The sequence below is a fragment of the Brevundimonas aveniformis DSM 17977 genome (genome assembly GCF_000428765.1).
Lineage (GTDB): Bacteria > Pseudomonadota > Alphaproteobacteria > Caulobacterales > Caulobacteraceae > Brevundimonas > Brevundimonas aveniformis.
Window position 1 is genome coordinate 728,552 of record NZ_AUAO01000001.1, and the last position, 24,509, is coordinate 753,060.

Annotated in this window: 22 protein-coding genes; 11 read left to right on the forward strand and 11 right to left on the reverse strand. The window is 65.7% G+C overall.

The features are described 5' to 3' along the window. Positions 1-24: 24 nt before the first annotated feature. Positions 25-555 (reverse strand): YqhG/Tai3 family protein, encoded by a 531-nt coding sequence (locus tag G391_RS0103835; RefSeq protein WP_029086348.1) that lies wholly within the window; start codon positions 553-555, stop codon positions 25-27. Positions 556-795: 240 nt separating this feature from the next. On the opposite strand from G391_RS0103835, the gene ileS reads away from it, so the two are divergent. Continuing rightward, complete coding sequence (gene ileS, locus G391_RS0103840; RefSeq protein WP_029086349.1) at positions 796-3,681, forward strand: isoleucine--tRNA ligase; 2,886 nt, start codon at positions 796-798, stop codon at positions 3,679-3,681. A 124-nt stretch (positions 3,682-3,805) separates the two neighbouring features. Here the strand turns inward: ileS and dxs are convergent, their stop codons facing one another. The 4 genes from dxs to G391_RS0103860 are packed head-to-tail and all read right to left on the reverse strand — an operon-like array spanning position 3,806 to position 7,255. Next, positions 3,806-5,713 carry a 1-deoxy-D-xylulose-5-phosphate synthase gene (dxs, locus tag G391_RS0103845; protein WP_029086350.1) on the reverse strand — a complete coding sequence of 636 codons (1,908 nt, stop codon included), beginning with the start codon at positions 5,711-5,713 and terminating at the stop codon, positions 3,806-3,808. Positions 5,714-5,748: 35 nt separating this feature from the next. Further along, entirely contained in the window at positions 5,749-6,639 is an 891-nt protein-coding gene (locus G391_RS0103850) for a polyprenyl synthetase family protein (RefSeq protein WP_029086351.1), read from the reverse strand. 5 nt (positions 6,640-6,644) lie between these two features. Next, entirely contained in the window at positions 6,645-6,998 is a 354-nt protein-coding gene (locus G391_RS0103855) for a tRNA-binding protein (protein ID WP_029086352.1), read from the reverse strand. After that, positions 6,995-7,255: an exodeoxyribonuclease VII small subunit gene (locus G391_RS0103860; RefSeq protein ID WP_029086353.1), complete on the reverse strand. Its 261-nt coding sequence runs from the start codon at positions 7,253-7,255 to the stop codon at positions 6,995-6,997. Before G391_RS0103860 ends, G391_RS0103855 begins: the two co-directional genes overlap by 4 nt. A 123-nt stretch (positions 7,256-7,378) precedes the next feature. Here G391_RS0103860 and G391_RS0103865 point away from each other — a divergent pair, with 123 nt between their 5' ends. Next, a complete protein-coding gene (locus G391_RS0103865) occupies positions 7,379-7,822 on the forward strand; it encodes a DUF2141 domain-containing protein (protein ID WP_029086354.1) in 444 nt (147 codons plus the stop codon). A gap of 3 nt (positions 7,823-7,825) precedes the next feature. On the opposite strand, the gene pgi is transcribed toward G391_RS0103865, so the two are convergent. Further along, positions 7,826-9,433 carry a glucose-6-phosphate isomerase gene (pgi, locus tag G391_RS0103870; RefSeq protein ID WP_029086355.1) on the reverse strand — a complete coding sequence of 536 codons (1,608 nt, stop codon included), beginning with the start codon at positions 9,431-9,433 and terminating at the stop codon, positions 7,826-7,828. A gap of 68 nt (positions 9,434-9,501) precedes the next feature. Here pgi and G391_RS0103875 point away from each other — a divergent pair, with 68 nt between their 5' ends. Further along, positions 9,502-9,978 (forward strand): hypothetical protein, encoded by a 477-nt coding sequence (locus G391_RS0103875; protein ID WP_029086356.1) that lies wholly within the window; start codon positions 9,502-9,504, stop codon positions 9,976-9,978. Positions 9,979-9,981: 3 nt separating this feature from the next. Here the strand turns inward: G391_RS0103875 and G391_RS13735 are convergent, their stop codons facing one another. Then, positions 9,982-12,147, reverse strand: a complete 2,166-nt coding sequence (locus G391_RS13735) for a protein-disulfide reductase DsbD family protein (protein ID WP_035303548.1) — start codon at positions 12,145-12,147, stop codon at positions 9,982-9,984. A gap of 87 nt (positions 12,148-12,234) precedes the next feature. On the opposite strand from G391_RS13735, the gene G391_RS0103885 reads away from it, so the two are divergent. Beyond that, the gene (locus tag G391_RS0103885) at positions 12,235-13,248 is read left to right on the forward strand and encodes an NADP-dependent oxidoreductase (RefSeq protein ID WP_029086357.1); all 1,014 of its coding nucleotides are present in this window, start codon (positions 12,235-12,237) and stop codon (positions 13,246-13,248) included. Further along, on the forward strand, positions 13,245-13,652 hold the full coding sequence (locus G391_RS0103890) for a hotdog family protein (protein WP_029086358.1): 408 nt from the start codon (positions 13,245-13,247) through the stop codon (positions 13,650-13,652). Before G391_RS0103885 ends, G391_RS0103890 begins: the two co-directional genes overlap by 4 nt. A gap of 60 nt (positions 13,653-13,712) precedes the next feature. Here the strand turns inward: G391_RS0103890 and G391_RS0103895 are convergent, their stop codons facing one another. After that, a complete protein-coding gene (locus G391_RS0103895) occupies positions 13,713-14,501 on the reverse strand; it encodes a SapC family protein (RefSeq protein ID WP_029086359.1) in 789 nt (262 codons plus the stop codon). Between the two features lie 209 nt (positions 14,502-14,710). Beyond that, entirely contained in the window at positions 14,711-16,744 is a 2,034-nt protein-coding gene (locus G391_RS0103900; protein WP_029086360.1) for a TonB-dependent receptor domain-containing protein, read from the reverse strand. A gap of 72 nt (positions 16,745-16,816) precedes the next feature. Here G391_RS0103900 and G391_RS0103905 point away from each other — a divergent pair, with 72 nt between their 5' ends. Together G391_RS0103905 and G391_RS0103910 are read left to right on the forward strand one after the other, a co-directional pair. Next, positions 16,817-17,302 (forward strand): Fur family transcriptional regulator, encoded by a 486-nt coding sequence (locus G391_RS0103905; RefSeq protein ID WP_029086361.1) that lies wholly within the window; start codon positions 16,817-16,819, stop codon positions 17,300-17,302. 66 nt (positions 17,303-17,368) lie between these two features. After that, positions 17,369-18,592 (forward strand): pentapeptide repeat-containing protein, encoded by a 1,224-nt coding sequence (locus G391_RS0103910; protein WP_029086362.1) that lies wholly within the window; start codon positions 17,369-17,371, stop codon positions 18,590-18,592. Here G391_RS0103910 and G391_RS0103915 read toward each other — a convergent pair. Together G391_RS0103915 and G391_RS0103920 are read right to left on the reverse strand one after the other, a co-directional pair. After that, entirely contained in the window at positions 18,589-19,395 is an 807-nt protein-coding gene (locus tag G391_RS0103915; RefSeq protein WP_029086363.1) for an undecaprenyl-diphosphate phosphatase, read from the reverse strand. The two genes, G391_RS0103910 and G391_RS0103915, sit on opposite strands and share 4 nt — an antisense overlap. A gap of 20 nt (positions 19,396-19,415) precedes the next feature. Further along, a complete protein-coding gene (locus G391_RS0103920; RefSeq protein WP_035303549.1) occupies positions 19,416-20,573 on the reverse strand; it encodes a citrate/2-methylcitrate synthase in 1,158 nt (385 codons plus the stop codon). A gap of 96 nt (positions 20,574-20,669) precedes the next feature. On the opposite strand from G391_RS0103920, the gene G391_RS0103925 reads away from it, so the two are divergent. From G391_RS0103925 to G391_RS0103940, 4 genes are read left to right on the forward strand one after another with little or no spacing between them, the layout of a single operon-like run. Continuing rightward, positions 20,670-21,593: a cation diffusion facilitator family transporter gene (locus G391_RS0103925; protein ID WP_029086365.1), complete on the forward strand. Its 924-nt coding sequence runs from the start codon at positions 20,670-20,672 to the stop codon at positions 21,591-21,593. Positions 21,594-21,634: 41 nt separating this feature from the next. Then, the gene (gene fzlA, locus G391_RS0103930; protein WP_029086366.1) at positions 21,635-22,321 is read left to right on the forward strand and encodes an FtsZ-binding protein FzlA; all 687 of its coding nucleotides are present in this window, start codon (positions 21,635-21,637) and stop codon (positions 22,319-22,321) included. Between the two features lie 27 nt (positions 22,322-22,348). Then, positions 22,349-23,410, forward strand: coding sequence for a tRNA epoxyqueuosine(34) reductase QueG (queG, locus tag G391_RS13740; protein WP_035303786.1), 1,062 nt, complete (start codon positions 22,349-22,351; stop codon positions 23,408-23,410). After that, positions 23,407-24,390: a glycosyltransferase family 2 protein gene (locus tag G391_RS0103940; protein WP_029086367.1), complete on the forward strand. Its 984-nt coding sequence runs from the start codon at positions 23,407-23,409 to the stop codon at positions 24,388-24,390. Before queG ends, G391_RS0103940 begins: the two co-directional genes overlap by 4 nt. Positions 24,391-24,509 lie beyond the last annotated feature (119 nt).

The following is a 24,509-nucleotide window of genomic DNA, read 5'->3' on the forward strand; positions in this document are numbered from 1 at the left end:
TCGTCACGCGAAAGGTTTGAGGCCTCAGGCTCGCCCGTCGGCCAGGGCCTGGCGGAAGGAGCCGCCGTCAGGGTCCAGCACATCTTCGATCCGCCAGACATCATCGATCCTCTTCAGGCGCAGGGTCACCTGGACGGGTTCGCCTGCGGGGCTGAGCGCAACGACGGCCTCGGCGGCGTCATCCCCGGTGAAACGGGCTGTTATGGTGCCGGCCTCCATGCCGGTCGGGTCCTGACAGAAGCAAAGCGGGTCGGCCGAGATCGCTCCCGGATCGCGCGCCCAGGCGGCCTCGATGGCGGCCCAGGCCTCCGGCGTCCACAGGCCTCTGTTGGCCTCATCCAGCGGTGCCAGGCCGTCTTCGAACATCTGGGTGTAGAGTTCGCGGGCGAAGGTCTCGATTTCGACCTCCGCACGGGCCTGGGGCTGGGTGCCGGTCTGGGCGGTGGTCTGCTCGGTCACCCCGGCGTCCGAAGCCGCCTCGCCGGAGGTGTTGATGGCGGCCGGCCCGCAGCCGGTCGTCACAAGTGCCGTGGTCAGAAGGGCGACAAGTCGCATCTCGCATTCCTTTCCCAATGCAGGAGGAGGGGAGCCTACGCCCCCGAACCATGTTCGACCAGAAATTCACGGATCGGCGGGACTGGCGCCCGGGGCGGCGCCTCTGCTAGACCAGCGCCACCATGACCGTCCGCGTGTTTCGCCTGATTTCGATTAGCCGCCCGGCGTAGCGCCGCAGGGGTTCCCCCGCGCACGCCGGGATCGAGACACGCGAACGATCAAGAACACGAGACACGAGCCATGGCCGACACCGCCGACAATTCGACGACCCGGGATTACCGCGACACCGTCTTTCTGCCCGAGACACCCTTTCCCATGCGCGGCGGCCTGCCCCAGAAGGAGCCGTTGATCCTGGAGCAGTGGGGTGATCTCTATTCGGCCTTGAGGAAGGCGCGTCAGGACCAGGGCGCGCCCCTGTTCGTGCTGCACGACGGCCCGCCCTACGCCAATGGCGACATCCACATCGGCCACGCCCTGAACAAGACGCTGAAGGACTTCGTGGTCCGGTCGCGTTTCCTTCTGGGCTATGACGTCGACTATCGACCGGGCTGGGACTGTCACGGCCTGCCGATCGAGTGGAAGATCGAAGAAGAGTTCCGCAAACAGGGCCGGCGCAAGGACGAGGTGTCCAAGAGCGAATTCCGCGCCGCCTGTCGCGCCTATGCCGGCAAATATATCGACCTCCAGCGCGACCAGTTCATCCGGCTGGGTGTGACCGGCGATTTCGCCAACCGCTATGCGACCATGGACTATGCGTCTGAGGCCGCCATCGTCGGCGAGTTTCACAAGTTCAAGAACACCGGCCAGCTCTATCGCGGCTCCAAGCCGGTCATGTGGTCGCCGGTCGAGCGCACGGCCCTGGCCGAGGCCGAGATCGAATATCACGACCACGTCTCGCCGACCGTCTGGGTGAAATTCCCGGTCACGGCCATGACCGACGATCACCCCGACGACCTGTTGTCGTTCCAGACGGCGACGCCGTCGATCGTCATCTGGACGACCACGCCCTGGACCCTGCCGGCCAACCGCGCCATCGCCTATGGGCCGGCGATCTCCTACGGCCTGTACGAAGTCACCGGCGTCCAGACCGGGCTGGAATTCGAGCCCTGGGTCAAGACCGGCGACCGCCTGATCCTGGCCGACAAGCTGGCCGACGAGGTCATGCAGGCGGCCAAGGCCGGGACCTGGACCCGCCTCTATGACATCGACCCCAATGGTCTTGAGGTCGCCCATCCGTTGGCCGAGCTGGATCCCGGCTATGGCTTCAATGTGCCGCTGCTGGATGGCGACCATGTGACCGACGACGCCGGCACCGGCTTTGTCCACACCGCCCCCGGCCACGGGGCGGACGACTATGAGGTCTGGAAGGCCCACGGCCATCACGAGGTGCCCGAGACGGTCGACCCGGACGGGGCCTACTATGACCACGTCCCCCTGTTCGCCGGCCTCAAGGTGCTGGAAACCGAAGGCAAGAAAACCGGCAAGTTCGGCCCGGCCAACGGCGCGGTCATGGACAGGCTGATCGAGGCCGGAAATCTCCTGGCGCGCGGGCGGCTGGAGCATTCCTACCCGCATTCCTGGCGCTCCAAGGCCCCGGTCATCTTCCGCAACACCCCCCAGTGGTTCATTAAGCTCGACAAGCCGCTGGACGACGACGTGACCCTGCGCGACCGCGCCCTGAAGTCGATCGACGAGACCGCCTTCTTCCCCGAAGGTGGCCGCAACCGTATCCGCGCCATGGTTGAGGGTCGCCCGGACTGGCTGATCAGCCGCCAGCGCGCCTGGGGCACGCCGCTGGCCATGTACGTCGACAAGCACACCGGCCAGCCGCTGCACGATGAAGGTGTAGACGCCCGTATCGTAGCGGCGATCGAGGCCGGCGGGGCCGATGCCTGGTTCGACACGCCGGATTCCGAGTTCCTCGGCCTCTATGACCCGAACAACTACGAGAAGGTCGAAGACATTCTCGATGTCTGGTTCGATTCCGGCTCCACCCACGTCTTTACGCTGGAGGGCCGTCCTGACACGGCCTGGCCGGCGGACCTCTATCTCGAGGGCTCCGACCAGCATCGTGGCTGGTTCCAGGCCTCACTGCTCGAAGGCTGCGGCACCCGTGGCCGCGCGCCGTTCAAGGCGCTTCTGACCCATGGCTTCACCCTGGATCAGAACGGCGAGAAGATGTCGAAGTCGCGGGGCAACACCACCGACCCGGCGACCGTCATCAAGGAGAGCGGGGCCGATATCCTGCGCCTGTGGGTGGCCATGGTCGACTACGCCGAGGACCAGCGCATCGGCAAGGAGATCCTCCAGACCACGGTCGACGCGTATCGCAAGCTGAGAAACACCGTCCGCTATCTGCTGGGGGCCCTGAACGGCTTCACCGAAGACGAGCGTCTGCCGCTCGATCAGATGCCGCCGCTGGAGCGCTACATCCTGCACCGGCTGTGGGAGCTCGATGGCCAGGTCCGCCGGGCCTATGAGACCTACCGCTTTCAGGATGTGATCCGCCCGGTGCTCGACTTCTGTTCGGGCGATCTGTCGGCCCTCTATTTCGACATCAGGAAAGACAGCCTCTACTGCGACCGGCCCGATGCGATCCGCAGGCGGGCCGCCCGCACGGTGATGGACGAGGTGTTCATGCGCCTGACCGCGTGGCTGGCGCCCCTGACGCCCTTCACCATGGACGAGGCCTGGACCACGCGCTTCCCCGACGCCGGCACAAATTGCGCGCGGGTCATCCCCGACACCCCGGCGGACTGGCGCAACGACGCCGAGGCCGCGCGTTGGGGCCGGATCGAAACCGTGCTGGAAGTGGTCAATGAGGCCCTTGAGGCCGCCCGTCGCGACAAGATCATCGGCGGCGCGCTCGACGCCTGGCCGACGGTCACCGGTCCCGCCGAGGCCTTCGCAGCCTTCGAGGGTCTGGACGCCGCTGAAATCTTCCGCACCTCGGGTGCCGAGCTGGTTCCCGGCGGCGAGGCGGTGACGGTTCAGGTCAAGATCGCCGACTACCCCAAATGCGCCCGCTCCTGGCGCCGCGTCCCGGACGTCGGCTCCGACCCGGAGTTCCCCGACCTGTCCGCCCGGGACGCCGACGCCGTGCGCTGGTGGGACGCCCACCACTGACGCTTTAGGGATTTGTCATCCCGGACGCCGAAGGCGGTCCGGGACAAGCGAGCCGCTTCACCCTTGTCCCGGCTCTCAGCTCCGCTTCGGCCGGGATGACAAATGATGAGATGACGGGAAGGGTTTACGCCCTGACCGCCCGCTCGGCCTCGATGCCCAAGGCCGTCAGCGCGGACGCCGCAATCCCCTCGGCGTTCAGGCCGGCCAGGGCGTACATGGCCTCGGGCTTGTCGTGGTCCTGGAAGATGTCGGGCAGGGTCAGGGTTCTCACCTTGAGGCCACGATCCAGCGCGCCCTTCTCGGCCAGCAGATGCAGGACGAAAGCCCCGAAGCCGCCGACAGAACCCTCTTCAATCGTGATCAGGGCCTCATGCTCGCGCGCCAGTCGGAGGATCATCTCCTCGTCCAGCGGCTTGGCGAAGCGGGCATCGGCGACGGTGGCCGAAATTCCACGCGCGGCCAGAAGATCAGCGGCTTTCAGCGTTTCCCCCAGGCGCGTGCCCAAGCTGAGCAGGGCCACGCTGGTCCCCTCGCGCACAATCCGTCCCTTGCCGATTTCCAGGGGGCTGGCCAGTTCGGGGATCTCGACCCCCTCGCCGTCGCCGCGCGGATAGCGGAAGGCCGAAGGTCGGTCGTCGATGGCCAGGCTGGTTGAGATCATCGCCGCCAGCTCGGCCTCATCGGCCGCCGCCATCAGGACCATGCCCGGAAGGGCTCCCAGATAGCCGATGTCGAACGACCCGGCGTGGGTGCAGCCGTCCGCCCCCACCAGCCCCGCCCGGTCGATGGCGAAACGCACCGGCAGGGACTGGATGGCCACATCGTGCACCACCTGGTCGTAACCGCGCTGAAGGAAGGTCGAATAGATGGCACAGACCGGCTTTAGTCCCCCCGCCGCCAGGCCGGCGGCAAAGGTCACCGCGTGCTGTTCGGCGATGCCGACGTCATAGGTCCGGTCCGGGAAGGCCTGGCCGAACAGATCCAGCCCCGTCCCCGAGGGCATGGCGGCGGTCACCGCCACGATCTTGTCGTCGAGCCGGGCATGTTTGATCAGCTCGGTGCCGAACACCTTGGTGTAGCTGGGCGCATTGGAGGGTGCCTTGTGCTGGGTACCGGACACGACGTCGAACTTGACCACGCCATGGTACTTGTCCGCCGAGTTCTCAGCCGGGCCATAGCCCTTTCCCTTCTTGGTCACAACGTGGACCAGCACCGGCCGGTCAGTGATCTCGGCCGCATTCTTCAGGATCGGGACCAGGGCCTCCATGTCGTGCCCATCGACCGGCCCGACATAGTAGAAGCCGAGCTCCTCAAAGAAGGTGCCGCCGGTGACCATGCCCCGCGCATACTCCTCGGCCTTGCGCGCCGCCTGTTGCAGCCGTTCAGGCAGGAGGCTGGCGGCCTTCTTGCCGACCTTGCGCATGGACTGGTAGGCACCGCCCGATACCAGCCCGGCCAGATAGGCGCTCATCCCGCCGACCGGCGGGGCAATCGACATGTCGTTGTCGTTGAGCACCACGGTCAGCTGACCGGTGGTTTCGGCGGCGTTGTTCATGGCCTCATAGGCCATACCCGCCGACATCGAGCCGTCGCCGATCACGGCCACGACCTTGTTGTCCGTCCCGGCCTTGTCGCGGGCCACGCAGAAGCCAAGCGCCGCCGAGATCGAGGTGGCCGCATGGGCCGCCCCGAACGGGTCGTAGTCGCTCTCGGATCGCTTGGTGAAGCCCGACAGGCCGCCGCCCTGGCGCAGGGTGCGGATGCGGTCGCGTCGTCCGGTCAGAACCTTGTGCGGATAGGCCTGATGGCCGACGTCCCAGATCAGAATGTCGTCCGGCGTGCTGAAGACGTGGTGCAACGCCACCGTCAGTTCGATGACGCCCAGTGCGGAGCCCAGATGCCCGCCCGTTACAGAAACGGCATCAATGACCTCGGAGCGCAGTTCGTCGGCGAGCTGGCTCAGTTGAGAGATCGACATCCGCCGCGTATCGGCGGGCCAGGTGACGGTATCCAGAAGGGGCGTGTCGGGCATGGTTTCAAGGCTTTGGCCACCAGGCGGCGGCGATGTCAGACCGTTCGCTCTAGCACGAAATCCAGACTGTCTTTGAGGGAATCCGCATTGGCCCCGAAAATCTCAAGCCGGCCCTTCGCCTGGTCTGCCAGCACCTGCACACGCTCGCGCGCCGCCTCGATGCCCAGCAGCGTGACGAAGTTGGCCTTGCCGCGGTCCCGATCCTTGCCGACTGCCTTGCCCAACCTGCCCGGATCGCCCTCAACGTCGAGCAGGTCGTCGGTGATCTGATAGGCCAGGCCCAGGTCCTGGGCAAAACCAAGCAGGGCGTGGCGTTCCGCCTCGCGCGCATCGGCTATAACGGCCGGAATTTCAAAAGCATAACAAACGAGCGCGCCGGTTTTCATGCGCTGCATCCGGGCGACCTGTCCCAGGTCGTTGCCCAGGCCCATCAGGTCGATCATCTGTCCCCCGACCATGCCCAACGCGCCGGAGGCGCGGGCCAGCCGCAGGATCAATTCGGCGCGGATGTCTGGATCGTCGTGCGTGTCCGGGTCGGCCAGAATTTCGAAGGCGAAGGCCTGCAAGGCATCCCCCGCCAGAATCGCCGTGGCTTGGTCATAGGCGATGTGCACGGTCGGTCGTCCCCGCCTCAGCTCATCGTCATCCATGGCCGGGAGGTCGTCGTGAATGAGGCTGTAGGTGTGGATGCACTCCAGAGCGCAGGCGGCTCGAAGCACGGCCCGCTCGTCGACGTCAAAGAGCCGCGCGGCCTCCAACGCGAAGAAGGGGCGGATTCGCTTGCCCGGCCCAAGGGTGGCATAGCGCATGGCCTCGACCACCCGGGCCTCTGCCCCATCTGCGCGCGGCAAAAGCTCATCCAGGGCCACCGTGACCAGATCGGCGGCTTCGGCCAGGCGGCCGGCGACACTTCGGGCAGAGGCGATCGTGTTCAGAACAACCTCCCGCCGATCGGGGCGTCGCGGTCCACTCCGACCAGAACGACCTTGCCGTTCTCATCCGGGAAACCCAACGTCAGCACTTCGGACATCACCGGCCCGATCTGACGTGGCGGGAAGTTGACCACCGCAGCGACCTTGCGCCCGACCAGCTGGTCCAGCGTGTAGTGTTCGGTGATCTGGGCCGAAGACCGCTTGACGCCGATCTCAGGGCCAAAGTCGATCCTCAGCTTGAACGCCGGTTTCCGGGCCTCGGGGAACGCCTCAGCCTCCGTGATGATGCCGAGCCGCACATCGACCCGCATGAAATCGTCGAAGCTGATTTCGCCGGCCGGTGGCCCGCTCATTGGAAGTCGGCCGCCTCGGCCCCGGCGGCATTGCCGTCCTGGCCGACAACGATCTGCTCGACGCGCAGGCGTGCGGCCTCAAGTCGGGCCTGACAATGCGCCTTCAAGGCCGCACCGCGTTGATACAGGCTGATGGCCTCCTCCAGCGGGGCCTCGCCATGCTCCAGCCGGTCAACGATGGATTCCAGTTCCTTCAGGGCCGCCTCAAACGAAAGTTCGGCCACGCCGGCGGTGGGTTCGCGCGCTGTATCGGTCATGCGCCGGACCCTAGAATTCCCCTTGAGCGAGAGCAACGACAGAAGCGCGCATCACCCGCCTTGACGTGCCATGTACTTTGCAATACAAAGTCCTTCATCATTGGTCCTCAAAGGAGATAGACGATGAAACGAGCGATCACTTTCCTGGCCGCTTCGGCGGCCCTTTTGACAGCCGGTGCCGCCCGGGCCGGCGACGTCAGCATCAATCTGACGGATGTTCAGGCGAGGGGCGGACGCCTGCTGGTGGCACTACAGACCGACGACCAGTTCATGCGGCCGGCCGGCTTCGGCGAGATCGTCGACAACCCCCAGGCCGGGACGGTGACGGTGACGTTCCGGGACGTCCCGGCAGGCGACTATGCCGTTTCGGTCCTTCACGACCTCAACGGCGACGGCCAGATGCAGACCTCGGATATCGGCATTCCGGAGGAAGGTTGGGCCATGTCGAACGGAGCGGCCCTGCGTGGCCCGCCGACCTTCGATCAGGTCCGTGTGTCGGTGCCGTCCGGCGGAACCCAGATCACCGAGCCGATGTTCTACTGGGACGGTCAGATCCCGGGCCAGTAAAGACTAGCGTGCTTTCAGCCGGTCGATCAGGGCGGTGGTGGAGGGGTCGTGTGGCCCGCCATCACCGCCTTGCAGTTCCGCCTCGATGGCTCGGGCCAGCACCTTGCCCAACTCCACGCCCCATTGGTCGAAGCTGTTGATCCCCCAGATAACTCCCTCGACGAAGGTCTTGTGCTCGTAGAGCGCGACCAGGGTGCCCAGGGCCTCGGGTGTCAGGGCCTCAAGCACGATCACGGAGGACGGTCGGTTCCCCGCAAACGCCTTCTGGGGAGCCAACACATCGGCCTCGGCCCCGGGAACCCCTGCCGCGACCAATTCGGCGTGGACCCGTTCGGCGCTCTTGCCGACCATCAGGGCCTCGGCCTGGGCCAGGGCGTTGGCGTTGAGCGACCCCTGGGTGGTCAGCCCTTCGGGATTGGTCCGCACGACGATGAATTCGGCGGGAATGATCTGGGTTCCCTGGTGTAGAAGCTGGAAATAGGCATGCTGAGCATTGGTCCCCGGCTCTCCGAACACCGACGGACAGGTCGCGCCGTCGACGGGTGTCCCGTCAACCTTCACCCGCTTGCCGTTGGATTCCATCTCCAGCTGCTGAAGAAAGGCGGGCAACAACCGCAAGCGATGAGAATAGGGCACGACTGTCCGGGCCGCTCGACCGGCCGCGACGTTGAAAACCTCGGCCAGGGCCAACAGGACGGGCGCATTCGCAGCCAGATCGGCGCTCCGGAAATGCGCGTCCATCGCCCGCGCCCCACTCAGCAGGCGCTCAAAGACATTCCAGCCGAGGCCGATGGCCAGGCTGGCCCCCACCGCCGACCACAGGGAATAACGCCCGCCGACCCAGTCGGCGAAACCCAGAACCTCGCCACAACCGAATGCCGCCGCCTTCTCGGGGGCTGCCGACACCCCGATCAAATGGGTCGGCAGACCCTCATCTCCGACAGCCGCGCGCAGCCAGGCGCGCGCCTGTTTGGCATTGGCCAGTGTCTCCAGCGTGGTGAAGGTCTTGGAGACGATGATCACCAAGGTCCGGCTCGGATCCAGTCCGGTCAGGGCTTCGGCCAGGTCCGAGCCGTCGATATTGGACACGAATCGCACATCGATGCGCGGCGTCAGCGGCTTCAGGGCTGTCCACACCATACGCGGTCCCAGATCCGAGCCGCCTATACCGATGTGAAGCACGGTGTCGAACCGCCCGCCGTCCGCCGCGGCGCGCGCACCGTCGCGGACGCCCTGAGCCAGGGCCTTCATCGCCGCCCGCGTCGCCTCGACCTCGCTCGAGACGGCCTGCCCCCGTGCCGAAAACCGTGCCCCATCCGCGCCACGCAGGGCCGCGTGCAGCACGGCCCGCCCTTCAGACGCATTGATGGCTTCGCCCGCAAACATGCGGGCCAGACTCGCCTTCACGCCTGCCGCGTCGGCCAGATCGAGGGCCGCCTCAAGGCCCTCCAGACTCCAGCTCTGTTTGGACAGATCGACAAACAGGCCACAGGCCTCGACCGTCAAACGATCCAAACGGTCGGGCTCCTGATGGAACCGGGCGTTGATATCTGTCCCTGCATCGCGGCAAGCGAGGGCGTTCAGGCGGTCACGGGCGGCGTCCAGGCTCATGGAATCAAGGTCTCATTAACCATTTCAGGCGCAGTTCTACCGTGACCTCCTAGCGCAAGGAGCCGCTTATGTCCTGTGGTCTCGCCGTCGCCGCCGTCTTGTTGATGAGCGACCCCTCCGTCGCCGCCGTCCAGCCGGTACCTCCGCCCCAGACCCTGGCGGAGGAACCGATGTACGCCGACATCGTGTCGCGGTCCCGGGCCCTGCGGGATGTGGTTGATTCCTGGATCGCGCGGGGCATGGCTGCCGATGCCCAGTTTGCCCAGAGCGAGGAATTCTCCGGGTTCCAGATCGCTGCGGCCGAACTCTCCGAGCGCGACATGGCCGGTCACCTTGATCTGCGCCAGCGCGGGACTGACGGTGACCTGCGCTGTATCCTGCGCGGTCTGTCGGAAGACCTGACGGTTCGTGTCGAGGCCCTGGCCGCTGCCGAAACCCCGACGCAACGTGGCGATGCCCTGTCCGAGCTCCGCTACCTCCTCAACGACAATGTCGAGGTGGTTGTGGCCCCGCCCGGCCCGTCGACGGGCGAACCCCCACACTGACGCCTAGTCGCGCGACGCCGCAGCCGCCTCTAGGGCGGATACGACCCGCCCTTCGGTGAGAAGCTGAGGCAGGACTTCCGGGTCGCCGCCGTCGGCAGGATAGACCAGATAGAGCGGCACGCCTGAGCGTCCATGGCGGGCCAGTTCAGCACCGATGCGATCATCTCGGCGGGTCCAATCTGCCAGCAGATAGGCTGTATCGGTGCGTGCCAGGGCATCGGCCACACGTCGCGACGACAAGGCCGTCGCCTCATTGGTCTTGCAGCTCAGGCACCAGTCGGCGGTAAAGTTGACCAATACCGGTCGACCTTCGGCGCGCAGGGCTGTCAGGCGTTCTGTCGACCAGGCCTCGGCCCCGAGATCCGCGCCCGCCCCTGCAACTTCGCGCGGTGCTGTCGCTGCCCAGACCAGACCGACGCCGCTCAGGCATATCAGGATGGCCAGTACCACCGGAGACGGCGGGTAGGTCCAGCCCTCCAGCCGGGCGGTCTGACGGCGGCCATAGACCCAGGCGGCGGCGGCGAAGATCGCCGCTGTCCCGGTCAGGACAAGAACCGGGCCCGGCCCAGCCTGCCGCCAGAACACCCACCCCAACCACAGTGCGGCCCCATACATGGGAAGGGCGAGGATCGCCTTGGTCCGTGACAGCCAGGGCCCCGGGCGTGGCAGCACGCTTATCACCATCGGTGAAAAAGCGATCAGGACAAACGGTGTAGCAAACCCAAGGCCCAGGGCTGCAAAGACCAGAAGGGCCGTCCCCGCCGGCTGTGTCACGGCATATCCCAGAGCCGCGGCCATGAAGGGTGCCGTACAGGGGGCGGCCACGACGACGGCCAGGGCCCCGGTCAGGGCCGACCCGGCCCACGGTCCGATGCGGGCCAGCGGCCCCTCAAGGCTGTCTCCGGCCTCAGCCCCGAGGCGTTGCGCCCAAGCCCCGACATGAAAAACACCCGACAGGTTCAGGGCGGCGGCCAGCATGATCAGGGCCAGGATCGCCACAACCGCGGGATTCTGGAGCTGAAAGCCCCAACCAGCTGCCTCACCACCGCTTCGCAGGGTCAGCAGCACCCCGGCCAGGGCCAGGAAGGTCAGCAGGACGCCGATCAGAAAGCCCAATCCTTCGCGCCGCGCCGCCTGAGGTTGGGCCGAGGTCGCCGCCAGGCTCGCCGCCTTCATCGACAGGATCGGAAAGACGCAGGGCATGATGTTGAGGATCAACCCGCCGAGGAAGGCCAGACCCAGAGCCGCCCACAATCCGATCCCGGCCGACGGGTCGAGCGACCCGGTCAACGAGGCCGGCTGGGCCGACCCCCGGCCAAAGGAGCCGGCAGGTGGGGGCCCGGCGGTCAGATTGACCGTCCAGGCTCCCCGGGACGTGGCCAGAATACCTGAGACGGATCCTGTCAACGGCACCAACGTCTGGGCAGCTGGGGCAGACAGGATCAAGCCCCGTGGTCCGCGTTCGACCCGCTGGACCGCTGCCTGGTCAATGACACCCGGTCGATCCGGCAGAAAATAAGCGCCATCGGCATCGATGCCTTCCAGGGCCGGGCCGGCAAAGGCGAAGCTGACAACGCCGGTGGTGCTTGAGACACGGCCGCTGATGTCGCCTTCGGCTGGGGCCACAGCCAGGGCCTGGTTGATTAACGCACCCCACCGGCGATCCAGTTCGGGCCGTTCGCTACGCACCGGCAATTCCAGGGAAAGCTCGGCACTTTCAGGAATGCACAGGGTATCTGAACAGACAAAGAAGGTTGCTGACAGCCGCACCGGCAGAGAGGTCCCCGGCGTCGCAAAAGCAGGGACCGCCACCGGGATGGGGGTTATCACCCGACCTTCATAGGCATAGCTGGAAAACCGGTCCTCACCCGCCACCGTCAGGATGCGGGCGGGCACGGGCCAGACCGCCTCCCCAATCTCGACGTCCGGCCCGGGGTGCCAGACAAGCTGGGTGGCCTGGCCGACATCACCCGGATTGATCCAATAGGTATGCCAGTCCGGGTCGATGTCCTGAACGACCGCCACATAGACCATGCCGCCGGGGACGACGGATCGCGTCTGGGGCACCAATTGGGCTTGCAGGTGGCCTGTATCCACGGGCTGGGCCATCGCCGGGAACGGCGTCAGGCAGGCCAGGGCCAGAACCAGAAGAACAAGGCGCGCGAACATGACGGGATCGAAAACCCTATCCGGGGAGGCTCGACAAGGGGTTCGTTTGGCGCTGAATAGGGTCGCAAATAAGGACGGAGCCTACCGATGACCAAAAACCGCCAGTGGGTTCTCAAGAATCGCCCGTTCGGAGATCTCAAGGATGGCGACCTCGAACTGGTCGAAACGGCGGTGCCGGAGCCGGCAGACGGCGAGGTGTTGATTCGCACCGTCTATCTGTCCCTTGATCCGACCAACCGGACCTGGATGAACGATTCCGAGGGATACCTGCCGCCCGTTCAGCTTGGATCCGTCATGCGCGGCCTGTCGCTGGGGGTTGTCGAGGCCTCAAAATCGGACCGCTTTGCCATCGGCGACATCGTCACCACCTCGGCCGGAGGCTGGGCGGACTATGCTGCGATCCCGGCGGCGGCGGCCGGCAAGGTGCATCGTTTCCCCGGCTTGCCCCTGACGGCCAATATGTCGGTCCTCGGCATGACCGGTTTGACGGCCTATTTCGGTGTCACAGACGTTCTCCAGCCCCAGTCGGGCGAGACGATGGTGATCTCTGCGGCGGCAGGGGCGGTCGGCTCCATCGCTGGGCAGGTCGCCAAGCAGAAGGGTGCGCGCGTCATCGGTATTGCCGGAGGGCCGGCCAAATGTGCCTGGCTGACCGATGAACTCGGCTTTGATGCGGCGATTGACTACAAGAACGAACGGGTCGGCGAGGCGCTGGATCGCCTGGCCCCGGACGGCGTCGAGATGAGTTTCGAGAATGTTGGCGGCGAGATCATGAACGCCACCTGGAATCGGACCAAGATCCATGGACGCATCGCCGTCTGCGGCATGATCTCGGCCTACAATGCCACCTCAGCGCCCAAGCCCCCCAATCTTGCGCGACTGATAACCCACAGGCTCAAGGTCCAGGGCTTTCTGGTTCTGGACTATCAGTCGCGCGCCAGGGAGATGGTTGCTGAAATGGGGCCGTGGCTTGCCAACGGGCGGGTCAAGTGGAAGGTTCATGTCGACGAGGGGCTCGAGGACGCCGTGGCGTCGCTTGGCCGCTTGTTCACCGGCGCGCATGACGGCAAGCTGTTAGTGCGCGTATCGGAGGAACCGTGAGCGACGAATTTCTGGTCCATTTCGATGATCTTGAGGTTGGCCAGGTGGTCAATCTGGGAACCTGTGCCGTCGACGCTGAGGCCGTGGCCGATTTTGCGCGTCGGTTCGCGCCGGGCTGGGACCCGACCCAGGGGGCACCTGAGGTTCTGGTCTATGCCTACTGGTCCCGCCTCGAAACGGACTCGGCCAAAAGATGGGCGCGGTCCAAGTCGCTGGCGGTTGATGCACTCAGGTTTTCGCGCGTCCCGCCCGCCGGCGAGCTGTTGCGGGGCCGGATGACCGTCATGGGCAAGGACCCGGTCGGAGACGAACGAGGCGTCATCATTGCCCAGCAGGATTTGCTGGATGAGGCGGGTCGGCTGATCTTTTCGTGTCTGACCCGCGCCGTTTTCCTGAGGCGTTAAACGAAAAACCCCGGCGGACTAGGTCCGCCGGGGTTTCGCTATTTCGGACGAGATCCTCGCCTAGGCGTTGGCGGCCGGCGCGCGCTGAGCCCGATCCATGGCGATGGCAATCAGGCGATCCCAGCCCATCAGCGAGTTCATGTGGGCGTAGATCTGGCCCAGGGCACCGTTGTCACGCAGCTCGGTGAGCTTTTCGGGGCTCAGCTTGGCGAGCTTCTCTTCGGACACCGCCCAGTAGTCGGCGATCTTCTGCGGCTGACCGGCCGAGCCGTCCGGGTTGCGCGGCGTGAAGTTGGCCTCACGACGATCAAGCAGGTCCAACTCCGCGAGCAGGGCCATGAACGACGTCGTGCGCTGACGCTCGGTTTCGAAGTCATTGCAGAACTGCATGGCCTGGTTGGTGTAGTCCGACGGCTTGCCGTCGACGAAGAACGGCGTCTCGTAATCCTCGCCGACAAAGTCCGCCGAACGATCGACGCACAGGATCATGCGGTCAGATTCCGTGTCGTTGGCATAGACAAACGGATAGCGTCGCACGAAGGCCGGGACATAGGCGTCGGTGCGGAAATCGCCGTTGGCATCGATGTACAGGTTGTCACCGGTACGCAGGCCCATGACGGCGAGCGGGGTTTTCACGTCTTCGCCGACAAAGATCACCGGATAGGAAAGGCCCGCCGGCGCGAATTCCGTCACGGTCACCGGGATGATGTGCGACCCGGCCACAAAGGCGTAGGGGTGTGCGACCTGCTTGACGCCGAGCTTGCCGTGATGCTCCGGCGTGATCGGTTCAGGGTTCTTGTAGAAAAGGACATTGCCCGACATCTGCGGGGCGAGCGGCGACTGTTCCATGAAACTTGGCTATCCGGCGGATTGAAATGGTGCGGGCTTCTATCTTGTTAGGGCCGCGGGATCAAACCGGCTCGCTCAGAGCATGATGGTTTTTGTTGGAACCGCCGCGCGGCGCCAACAGAAAGCTGAATCAGGCTCGCGCTGTCTCTTGGGCCTGATCCACGCCAGAGATGACATCGCGAAGCGATCCCACCTCGGCCGATCAGGCTCTAGAATCGGTAGTTCACACCCAGACGGATGTTTCGCCCCGGAGACGGGGCCAGGTCCTTGAGGAAGGACGCATGCTCGCGAATTTCCGCATCGTTGAGGTTTCTGGCCTCCGCGTACAGCCGCAAGCCGCGATCGGGGTCCGGGGCCCAGGAGACGAAAGCGTTCAGGGTGGTGTAGCCGTCAGTCGGTAGTTCGAACGCGCCGGCCAGATCCTGTTCGCCGACCTCACGGAGGTCTATCCGACCGGTCCAGGCGTCGAATTCGAGCACGCCGCGAACATTGATGGACCAGGGCGGAATACGGGCGGGCGGACCCAGATCGGTTGTCGCGCGGACAGAGTCGGCGGTGGTTTCCAGCGAGAAGGTTCGACGTTCGCCGGCATCCCACACCCGCCAGGCGACCTGGGCCTCAAACCCGCTGAAGGTGGCGTCTGTCTGGACATAGGAGAGGACCGGTAGGCCGTCTTCTTCCGCTCCGGTCGGAGCCAGGTCGATGAAGCCGTCATATCGGGCGTGATAGAGGTGCAGGTCCGCCGTGACCGACCCGAGATCAAGGTGAAGCGTGCCTTCGACGGAGGTTGCTCGCTCGGACCCAAGGTCGGCGGAGCCGATTTCAAAGCTCCGCGTCGCTGCGTGCGGGCCGTCGGCAAAGAGCTCGGCTTCGGTCGGCGCACGCCCGTTGCTGGCCAGGCTCAGGCCGACGAACCACGCACGGGTTGGTCGGTAGAACAGGCCCAGTGAAGCCGAAACGTTCTGGAAGTCGCGCGCGCCCGCCAGACTTTCGAGATGGCGGCTATCATAACGTAGCCCGCCTTCGAGGCCGAAGCGGCCGCTATCCAGGCGTTGCAGGGTGTAGATGCCGGCTTCGCTGATGCGGGTTTGGGGCACATAGGCCTCATCGCCAATGGCGTCGAGGTCGCGGCGCAGGGCCTGTATGCCGAAGGCTCCGCGCCAGCCGTCAACAGGACGTTGGATGAGCTCGGCACGGCCTTCCCAACCGTCGGACCGAAACTGGGTGCCCGCCTCGTCGCCCTCGAATTCGGTATGCTCATAGTCGGCATAGCCGCCCGAGAACCGGATGCGTTCGAACGGGCCGACGCTCAGGCCCCATTCGCCCCGCAGGTCGTAGCGGGTCTGTTCCAGGCCAATGGTAACGAGGGCCGCGTCGGCATCAGGGTCGTGGTGGGCCTCATGGCCCGGGACGCCATAGTCCGCATCGGTGTGTCGGATTGAGAGGCCGACAAACCCTTCCGGCCCGATCCAACTCAGGCCGCCGCCATAAACACTGAGGTTCGAGAAGCTGTTCTCCAGTTCGCCTCCCTGAAGCGTTTCAAGGGTTTCGCCCTCGGCCTCGACCTGTCGCCGGGATTCTGCCGGGCGCGGGATGGCGTAGTCACCGGCCTCCCGCCGCTGGCCTTCCAGGGAAACGACGAAGGGGCCAAACGCAGCGGACAGATCCGCTGAGGTCGACCAGCCTGCGTCGACCGATGTGGATTGGACCGAAAGGCCGCCTTCCAGGCCGTCGACCGGTCGTTCCGACGCGATGCGGTTGTCGATGACATTGACCACGCCACCGATGGCTGTGCCGCCATAGGCGAGCGTTGAGGGACCTCGCAGCACCTCTATGCGACTGGCGTCGCCGGGGTCTGCGGCGACCTGATGGTCTGGTGACAGCCCGCTCGCGTCGATCAAGCCGACCCCGTTGGACAGGACCAGAACGCGCGGCCCGGCCATGCCGCGAATGACCGGGCGGCTCGCGCCGGCCCCGAAGGCGGTGCTTCGCACGCCAGGCAGGCCATTGAGGACATCACCCAGCGTTCCGGGGGGAGCCGTAGAGAGCGTCTCCTGGTCCAGCACATCCACCGCCAGCGTCGTTGCGCGGCGCGTAACGCCGTAGGGGATGCCTGTGATCACGACCTCGCCGAGATCTTCAGCGGGGGGTGCCGGCTGGGCCTGAGCCTCAGGTGACAGCAGCGGAGCCGCCGCGGCGGCAGACATCAGCAGCTTACGCAGAAGGGAACTGGATCGCATCATTGGGGTGTAATATAATAACATTACATTCGGTCAATCCTTGCGTCGCCCGAGCCAGATGTTTAGCTCCAGCACATGGCAACGACCTGCGATCATGATCACGGTGGAAGCGAGGGCCCGTCGGGCCCTGCATTGACCCGCGCGGTCAGCAACATCGAGGCTCGGCTGGGTTCGATGGGCGAACGCCTCACCGATCCTCGTCGCCGCGTTCTCGAACTGCTTCTGGCTGCCGGAAGGCCTGTGAAGGCCTACGACCTGATCAGCGACTATGGACGGGATGGCAGCCCGGCCAAGCCGCCGACCGTCTACCGGGCTCTCGACTTTCTCGAGCGTACCGGTCTGGTCCACCGAATTTCGTCAATTTCGGCCTATGTGGCCTGCGCACACGGCAAGGTCGACCACACGGCGGCTTTTCTGATTTGTGACTGTTGCGGCGACACGCGCGAGATCACCACCCCGACCAAGCCCCTGATTGAGGCCAGTGCGGCGACGGCCGGATACCGGCTGGATCGCGTGACGGTCGAGGCCCACGGACTTTGCGCGGCCTGTCAGGCGGCCTGATGCCAACGCTTGCTTAAGCCTCCGCCCTCATAGTTGCAGGATCGAGGGGCCGCGAGCGGGGATTGGGTGTCGACAAAGCTGATCAAGCTGATTGATGCCTCCGCTCTTCGCGAGGCCCTCGACGCCCATGGCCGCTATGTCCGTCGTGAACAGGGCGGGCGGCGCGCTAATCTCGCCTACCACGACCTCAGCAACTGCGCCCTTGAAGGCGTCGATCTCAGCGAAGCTGACCTGACCGGTGCCCTCCTCTGTGGCGCGGCGGCGCGGAAGGCTCATCTGGACCGCGCTATCCTGTACGGGGCAGATCTGCGTGACGCGGATCTGCGCGAGGCGAGCCTGAACAGGGCGGATTTGCGCGGGGCCTGCCTGCGGGGGGCCAATCTGGCCCGGGCGCAGATGCTGAACTGTGACCTTCGCGAAGGGCAGACGGCGATCCAGAACCGAACCGACGGCTTTCGGCTGATTCAGCATGAGAAGCGGGCCGGCGATCTGGAAAGTGCCGTCCTGACGGGGGCCGACCTGTCCGGCGCGCAACTCGGCGGTCTGGGAGGAATCGCGGCAGACTTCCGTGATGCGGTGCTAACCGGTGCCAGCCTGAACGGTGCGCGCATGCGCAATGCTCGCCTGGACGGTGCCGATATGTCCAACTGCGACGTCTCCGGGGCTGACTTTTCAGGTGCCAGCCTCAAAGGGGCCGTGGTGGTTGGGACAAATCTTGCGAGCGCCTCGACCCGTGGAGCCGACCTGGAGGGGCTTTTGCGCGCGCCTCCTCCAATTGTCTTCATCGACGACAAACCCCTGATCGACCTGATCAGGGACCATCAGCTCTGGTGTGAGACGGGGGGGATGGAAGGGGTCTTCTTCAGCGGGAGCGACGTTGACTTCAGGTCAGTCGGGACGCTCCGAAACGTGAGCCTGACAGCCCTCACGGCCAGGTCTGCGGTCTTCTACGGAATGGATATGACCGGGGCCGAGCTTCAGGGCGCGGATCTGACCGGGGCGGACTTGCGGGGCGTTTGTCTGCGAGGGGCCGATTTGCGAGGGGCCAAGCTGCGTGATGCCCGCCTGACCCGTGCCGATCTTTCAAATGCCAGGCTTGGCCCGCTGGATGTCGGTCAGGGTCGGGTGGTCCGGGCCGATCTCAGCCGGGCCTGTTTGCGACAGGCCGACCTGTCGGGTGCCGATCTGACCCGGGCCCGCCTGATCGAGGCCGAGCTCGATGGCGTCAAGACAGCCGGGACCAATCTGAGCCTGGCCGAATACGACGAAACGGCCATCGCGGCGGCCTAGAGCCAGCCGGCCCCCACCGCCACCAATCCCAGGGCTCCGACAGCGATCCGCCACCAGGCGAAGGGCGCAAATCCATGCCGGCTGACGAAGTCGAGCATGGTGCGCACCACAAACAGTCCGCTGAGGAACGACACGACGAAGGCGATGGCGATTGTGCCCATGAAGTCGCCGGTGATCATGTCGCGGCTTTCCCAGAAATCCAGGGCAAAGGCTCCAACCATGGTTGGGATAGCCAGAAAGAAGGAAAACTCCGCCGCAGCGCGCTTGTCGACGCCGGACACCAGCCCCCCGACGATCGTGGCTCCGGACCGCGACATGCCCGGAATGATCGCCAGGCATTGAAACAGGCCGATCAGCCCGGCGGTCTTGAACGAGAAGGCCATTGCGTCGTCCTCCCGCGGGGCCGGTGCCCAGCGTTCCACCGCCATCAGGGCGAATCCCCCCACGATCAGGGTGACGAAGACGATGCGGACATCGAACAGCACCGTCTTGATGAAGTCGTGCAGCAGCAGTCCGACCACCGCCGAGGGCAGGAAGGCCACCAAAACCGAAATCGCAAAGCGTCGCGCCCAGGGGTCGGGTGAGGCGAGGCCCAGAAGCACCTTCCACAGGCGCTGGAAATACAGGGCCACGACCGCCAGGATCGCACCCAGCTGAATGAGGACAATCAGGGTGTCCCATTTGGGGTCGGTCAGGCCGAGCATCTCCTTGGTGATCAGGAGGTGTCCGGTAGAGGACACGGGGATGAACTCGGTCAGACCCTCTACGAGGCCCAGGATAATGGCGGCCAGCCAGTCAGACATTTCGCGCTTTCAAGATTGATTCAGATCGTGGCGGATCCGCTAGCGACATAGCGCAGTCGGGCCTGGAAGGGCGAGCCCGAACCGGCCTGCTCCATCGCGTGGCCAAGCCAGCCGACGCACCGACCCACCGCCATCAGGGCAAAGGCCGCATCGCGCGGAAGATCAAGGCTGCGGGTGGCCAGACACAGGGCCAGCGGGAAACTGGGCCCGCGACCAGTAAGCCCCTCACCCACGCGCACAATGTCCGCCAGGGGCTCGGGCAGTTTGGCTGTGGCGATCAGAGCACGGGCGCGCGGATCACCGTCCGGGTGCGACCCGGCTTCGAAGCCCGGCAGGTCACGACCTTCAGACAATAGGGCCCGGCAAGCGGTGCGGGCATCGGTTTTGCGCGCCTCAATGACAAACGAATTCACCTGGGCCAGTCGCCCGCCGAGTTCAGGGCTCGAGAAGGCCGCCAGTCCGGCCAGGGCTGAGGCGGAAAGCGGCGCACCGGCATCGGCGGTCACCCGGGCGGCCAGCACCGAGGCATCGGGTCCATGGCCGATCGACAGGATCAGCGCCTGGCGCAGGATTGGAGCCGACAGTTCCGACAGCTTCCAGGCCCTGGCTAGTCTCTGGTGGATGTGGAGGCGAGGGCCGGGGCCGGCCATGGCATCCACCACCTCATTGACGATCGCCGCTGACTCACGCCGCAGCGACACAGGTGACCGACCGGTGATGGGGCCGTCTTCATCGGCGCGGCGCGCCAGACAGGCAAACGCCCGACTGCGCGGGCTGCCGGGGAAAATAACGTCAACGCGCGGGCGCTGGTCGGCGAACGGATCGTCCGCCTCTCCACCCCAGACCAGGCGCGCCGCCTGTTCGAGGGTGGCGGTTTCAGACAAGCCGATGGCATCCACGCCGCGGAATTCTACCGTTCCCGGCTCCAGACGGGACAGGCCGCTGGCGATAACGACCCCGGCGGCCCGCTCGACAGGGCCCCGCGTCGGACGCGGGGTCGAGTGATCCTTCAGGCGTCTGATGTCCTCGGTCGAATATAGGCTTCGTCGAGGATTGGCCGGGTCCGGCCGCGCCGCCAGATGACCCCGGCTCACATAGGCATAGAGGGTCTGGCTCTTGACCCCCAACAGAGCCTCGGCATCGGCTCGGGGTATCCAGCTTTGCTGATCGACAGTCATGGACCCTCGTTAGTTGATCAATGTTGATAATCCATGACGGCGACGCCTCACAAGCTGCCGGTTGCACGAATAGGTTTAGGGGGCCACAAGACCCCCATGACAGCTGAGGTCGAGATCCCGCCGCAAGACCCAGAGGCCGGTGCCCGCGCGGTCCGTCAGGTGACGCGTCTGTCGATCTTGGCGGCCAGCCTGCTGGTGCTACTCAAGGTCTTCGGCTGGGCGGCATCGGGATCGGTGTCTCTGCTGGCCTCGCTCCTGGATTCAGGCCTCGACCTGGTCGCCTCGCTGGCGGTCTTCTTTGCCGTTCGCTGGGCGGCCCGTCCCCCCGACTGGGACCACCGACACGGTCACGGCAAGGCCGAGGCCTTCGCCGGACTACTCCAGGCGGGGCTGGTCATGGCGTCGGCCTTGTTTGTCGGGTGGGAAGCAGTCGACCGCATTCTGACGCCACGCCCTGTCGCCAACGGCATTTGGGCGGTCGGGGTCATGGGGGTGTCGATCGTCGTCACCGTGGGTCTGGTCTGGGCGCAGACCCGGGCCATCCGACTAAGTGGCTCTTTGGCGGTCAAGGGTGACCGGGCGCACTATTCGGCCGACCTGGCCTCTAATCTGGTGGCTCTGATCGGGGTGGCATCGGCTACCTTTCTGTCAGCGGCACCGCTGGACGCGGCGGCGGGGCTGGTGGTGGCCATCTGGCTGCTCTGGGGGGCGCTCAATGTTCTGCGGGAGGCCGCGGACCAACTGCTTGATCGAGAACTCCCCCTCGAGGATCAGGCCGCGATCACGGCGGCGGTTCTGGCCGACAAACGCATCGGCGGCGTTCACCGGCTGCGGACCCGCGCCTCGGGGGCGGTGCCCATGGTCCAGATGCACGTCGACCTCGCCCCCAATCTGACCTTGAAAAAGGTGCATGACATTCTGGACGAAGCAGAAGCGCGGATTCTCGAAATCCTGCCTCGGGCCGATGTCCTGATCCACCCTGACCCGCGCGGGTCGTCGCCGGACGCAGCATCAAAGTGAACGCCGTCTTAAGGCTTGCCCGTTAAGGCAGATCGACGACCATGGCCCAGTCCCTTCTGCTTCACCACTTCCCGCTTGATCCCGCCTCGCGTCAGGCGCGTCTGGCGCTGGGCGAAAAGAAGCTGAGCTTCGAGGAAAGACCGGTTCGCTACTGGGAATTCGATGAGGTGTTTCATGCCTTGTCGCCGACAGGCCGCACGCCGGTTCTGGAGATTGGCAAGGGCGAGGGGCGCATTCTGGCCTGTGAGCTCCTGGCGGTCCTCGACTGGATCGAAACCCAGGCTCCCAAGCCCGCGCTATTGTCGACAGATCCGGCTGAACGGGCCGAGGCCATGCGCCTGCGGACCTGGTTTGACCGCAAGTTCGAGGTCGAGGTCGATGCCCCGATCCTCTATGAGCGAATGGAAAAACGTCTTCAGCGGCTCGGCCCGCCGGAGGCCGAACCCCTGCGTCAGGGCCGGACGGCTCTGAAAGACAACCTGACCTATATGGAAGGGCTTTTGACGCGGCGCGACTGGCTGGCGGGAACGACCATGAGCCAGGCCGACCTTGCGGCCGCGGCGCACCTGTCGGTCCTGGACTATTTCGGCGAGATCGCCTGGCGGTCGTTCCCGCACCTCAAGACCTGGTACATGCGGCTCAAGAGCCGCCCCAGCTTCCGGCCGCTTCTGGCGGATCGCCTGCCAGGGATGGCCCCGGTCGAGCACTATGCGGACCTGGATTTCTGAGCCGCCAGAACCGGCCTATAAGGCCGCGTGAGCCCGTCATCTCAACAGCCTCGGCCCAAAGATCCACGCCCGGGACTTCGCGCCCGCGCGCGCGACCTGGGTTTCGACGTCTGCCGGTTCGCCTCTGCGGCTGAGGCCTGGCCGGCCGGTGATCGGTTGGCCGCGTTCGTCGAGGACGGTCGGCACGGATCCATGGACTGGATGGTGACAACGCTGGATCGTCGGTCGCACCCGACCGCCATGTGGCCGGATGCCCGTAGTGCCGTGGTCTTGGGTCTCAACTATGGGCCAGAGACAGACCCGCGCGGGCTTCAGGCGTTCAGGGACCGCGCGGCCATCTCCTGCTACGCCCAAGGCGACGACTACCACGAGCTGATCAAGGGCCGGCTCAAGGAGCTGGCCGGGGCTCTCGCCCGCGACCTGGGGGCCGAGGTCAAGGTCTTCGTCGATACGGCCCCCTTGATGGAAAAGCCGCTAGCCGAACGGGCCGGGGTCGGCTGGCAGGGCAAGCACACCAATCTGGTGTCGCGCGACCTGGGGTCCTGGTTCTTCCTGGGCGTGATCCTGACGGCCGCCGAGATTGAGCCGGATGTGGCCGAAACGGACCATTGTGGGTCGTGCCGGGCCTGCCTGGATGCCTGTCCGACAGCGGCCTTTCCCGCGCCCTATCAGCTCGATGCCCGGCGCTGTCTGTCCTATCTGACCATCGAGCACGCCGGGCCGTGGCCGGAGGACCTCCGACGGGCCATGGGCAACCGGGTCTATGGCTGTGATGACTGTCTGGCGGCCTGTCCGTGGAACAAGTTCGCCCAATCGGCGTCCGAGATTCGGCTCCACGCCCGCGACGAGCTGAAGGCCCCGCGGCTGGACGAGATGGCGAGCCTTGACGATGCCGGCTTTCGCGCCCTGTTTCGCAAGTCCGCGGTCAAGCGCATCGGGCGCGATCGCTTTGTTCGCAATGTGCTGTATGCCATCGGAAATTCGGGTGACGCGACCCTGAGGCCATCGGCCCAGGCCCGTCTGGATGACCCCGATCCGGGCGTTCGCGATGCCGCCCGCTGGGCGCTTGATCGGCTGGAGGCGGCATGACCGGGCCGAGCGTCAGCGTGATCATCGTCACCTATGAGAGCCGCGCGGTGCTGACGCGCTGTCTCGAACAGCTGAAGGCTCAATCCTTCACCGATTTCGAGGTCATCCTGGCCGACAACGGCTCGGTCGACGGGGCGGCCAAGGCGGCGGCCCGGGCTGACCCGTCGCTTGTCCTTCTGGAAAATGGGGCCAACCTCGGCTTTGCGGCGGCCAACAACCGGGCGGCACGCGTGGCGAAAGGGCGCTGGCTGGCGCTGCTGAACCCGGATGCCTTTGCGCAGCCTGACTGGCTGGCCCGGTTGATGGCGGCGACCGAGGCCCACTCTGATGACGCCTGTTTCACCTCGCTCCAGGTGGCGGCGGATGATCCGGGGCTTCTGGACGGGGCGGGCGACGCCATGACCCTGGCCGGTCTGCCCTATCGGATGGGCTACCGGCGGCCGCGCCCGCAGGCGATCCTGGCGGGCGAGGTCTTCAGCCCGTGCGGGGCGGCCATGCTGGTCCGACGCGAGACGTTTCTTGGCCTGGGCGGCTTTGAGGCCCGGTTCTTCAGCTATTGCGAGGACGTGGACTTCGGCTATCGGCTGCGCGCCGCCGGTGGCCGGACGCGGCTGGTCCCGGACGCGGTCGTGGCCCATGTCGGCTCGGCGACGCTGGGGGCGCGGTCGGATTTTGCCCAGTTCCATGGCTTCAGGAACCGGCTGTGGTGCTTTGCCCGCAACACGCCGAGCGTCTTGATGCCGCTGGCCTTGCTGTTGCATGCCGTGGCGACGGCTGTGTCGCTCATCGGCTGTCTGGCGCGGGGCGAGGCCGGCCCGGCCTGGAAGGGCCTGATGGCCGGGATGCGCGGCTTTTGGGCCATGCGGCGTGAGCGGTCCGGCAAACGGGGCCATGCGCGTGACGTCATAGCCGCCATGACCTGGAATCCGGTCAAGTCAGCCCGGCGCGGCCTGGATGTGCGGCACGACCCACCCCAATAGTGCACGGTAAATCGGGTGCAATTAGTGCAAAAGGTGCACTAAATTCGAGCCACAGAACGAACATGGCAGGATAGACGCCGGCTGTGCGACGGGCACAGATGTCCCGTCATCCCCGCGAA

Coding starts and splice junctions, on each gene's coding strand:
- G391_RS0103835 (WP_029086348.1), bottom strand. CDS start 555: ATGCGACTTGTCGCCCTTCTGACCACGGCACTTGTGACGACCGGCTGC.
- ileS (WP_029086349.1), top strand. CDS start 796: ATGGCCGACACCGCCGACAATTCGACGACCCGGGATTACCGCGACACC.
- dxs (WP_029086350.1), bottom strand. CDS start 5,713: ATGCCCGACACGCCCCTTCTGGATACCGTCACCTGGCCCGCCGATACG.
- G391_RS0103855 (WP_029086352.1), bottom strand. CDS start 6,998: ATGAGCGGGCCACCGGCCGGCGAAATCAGCTTCGACGATTTCATGCGG.
- G391_RS0103860 (WP_029086353.1), bottom strand. CDS start 7,255: ATGACCGATACAGCGCGCGAACCCACCGCCGGCGTGGCCGAACTTTCG.
- G391_RS0103865 (WP_029086354.1), top strand. CDS start 7,379: ATGAAACGAGCGATCACTTTCCTGGCCGCTTCGGCGGCCCTTTTGACA.
- pgi (WP_029086355.1), bottom strand. CDS start 9,433: ATGAGCCTGGACGCCGCCCGTGACCGCCTGAACGCCCTCGCTTGCCGC.
- G391_RS0103875 (WP_029086356.1), top strand. CDS start 9,502: ATGTCCTGTGGTCTCGCCGTCGCCGCCGTCTTGTTGATGAGCGACCCC.
- G391_RS13735 (WP_035303548.1), bottom strand. CDS start 12,147: ATGTTCGCGCGCCTTGTTCTTCTGGTTCTGGCCCTGGCCTGCCTGACG.
- G391_RS0103885 (WP_029086357.1), top strand. CDS start 12,235: ATGACCAAAAACCGCCAGTGGGTTCTCAAGAATCGCCCGTTCGGAGAT.
- G391_RS0103895 (WP_029086359.1), bottom strand. CDS start 14,501: ATGGAACAGTCGCCGCTCGCCCCGCAGATGTCGGGCAATGTCCTTTTC.
- G391_RS0103900 (WP_029086360.1), bottom strand. CDS start 16,744: ATGATGCGATCCAGTTCCCTTCTGCGTAAGCTGCTGATGTCTGCCGCC.
- G391_RS0103905 (WP_029086361.1), top strand. CDS start 16,817: ATGGCAACGACCTGCGATCATGATCACGGTGGAAGCGAGGGCCCGTCG.
- G391_RS0103915 (WP_029086363.1), bottom strand. CDS start 19,395: ATGTCTGACTGGCTGGCCGCCATTATCCTGGGCCTCGTAGAGGGTCTG.
- G391_RS0103920 (WP_035303549.1), bottom strand. CDS start 20,573: ATGACTGTCGATCAGCAAAGCTGGATACCCCGAGCCGATGCCGAGGCT.
- G391_RS0103925 (WP_029086365.1), top strand. CDS start 20,670: ATGACAGCTGAGGTCGAGATCCCGCCGCAAGACCCAGAGGCCGGTGCC.
- fzlA (WP_029086366.1), top strand. CDS start 21,635: ATGGCCCAGTCCCTTCTGCTTCACCACTTCCCGCTTGATCCCGCCTCG.
- G391_RS0103940 (WP_029086367.1), top strand. CDS start 23,407: ATGACCGGGCCGAGCGTCAGCGTGATCATCGTCACCTATGAGAGCCGC.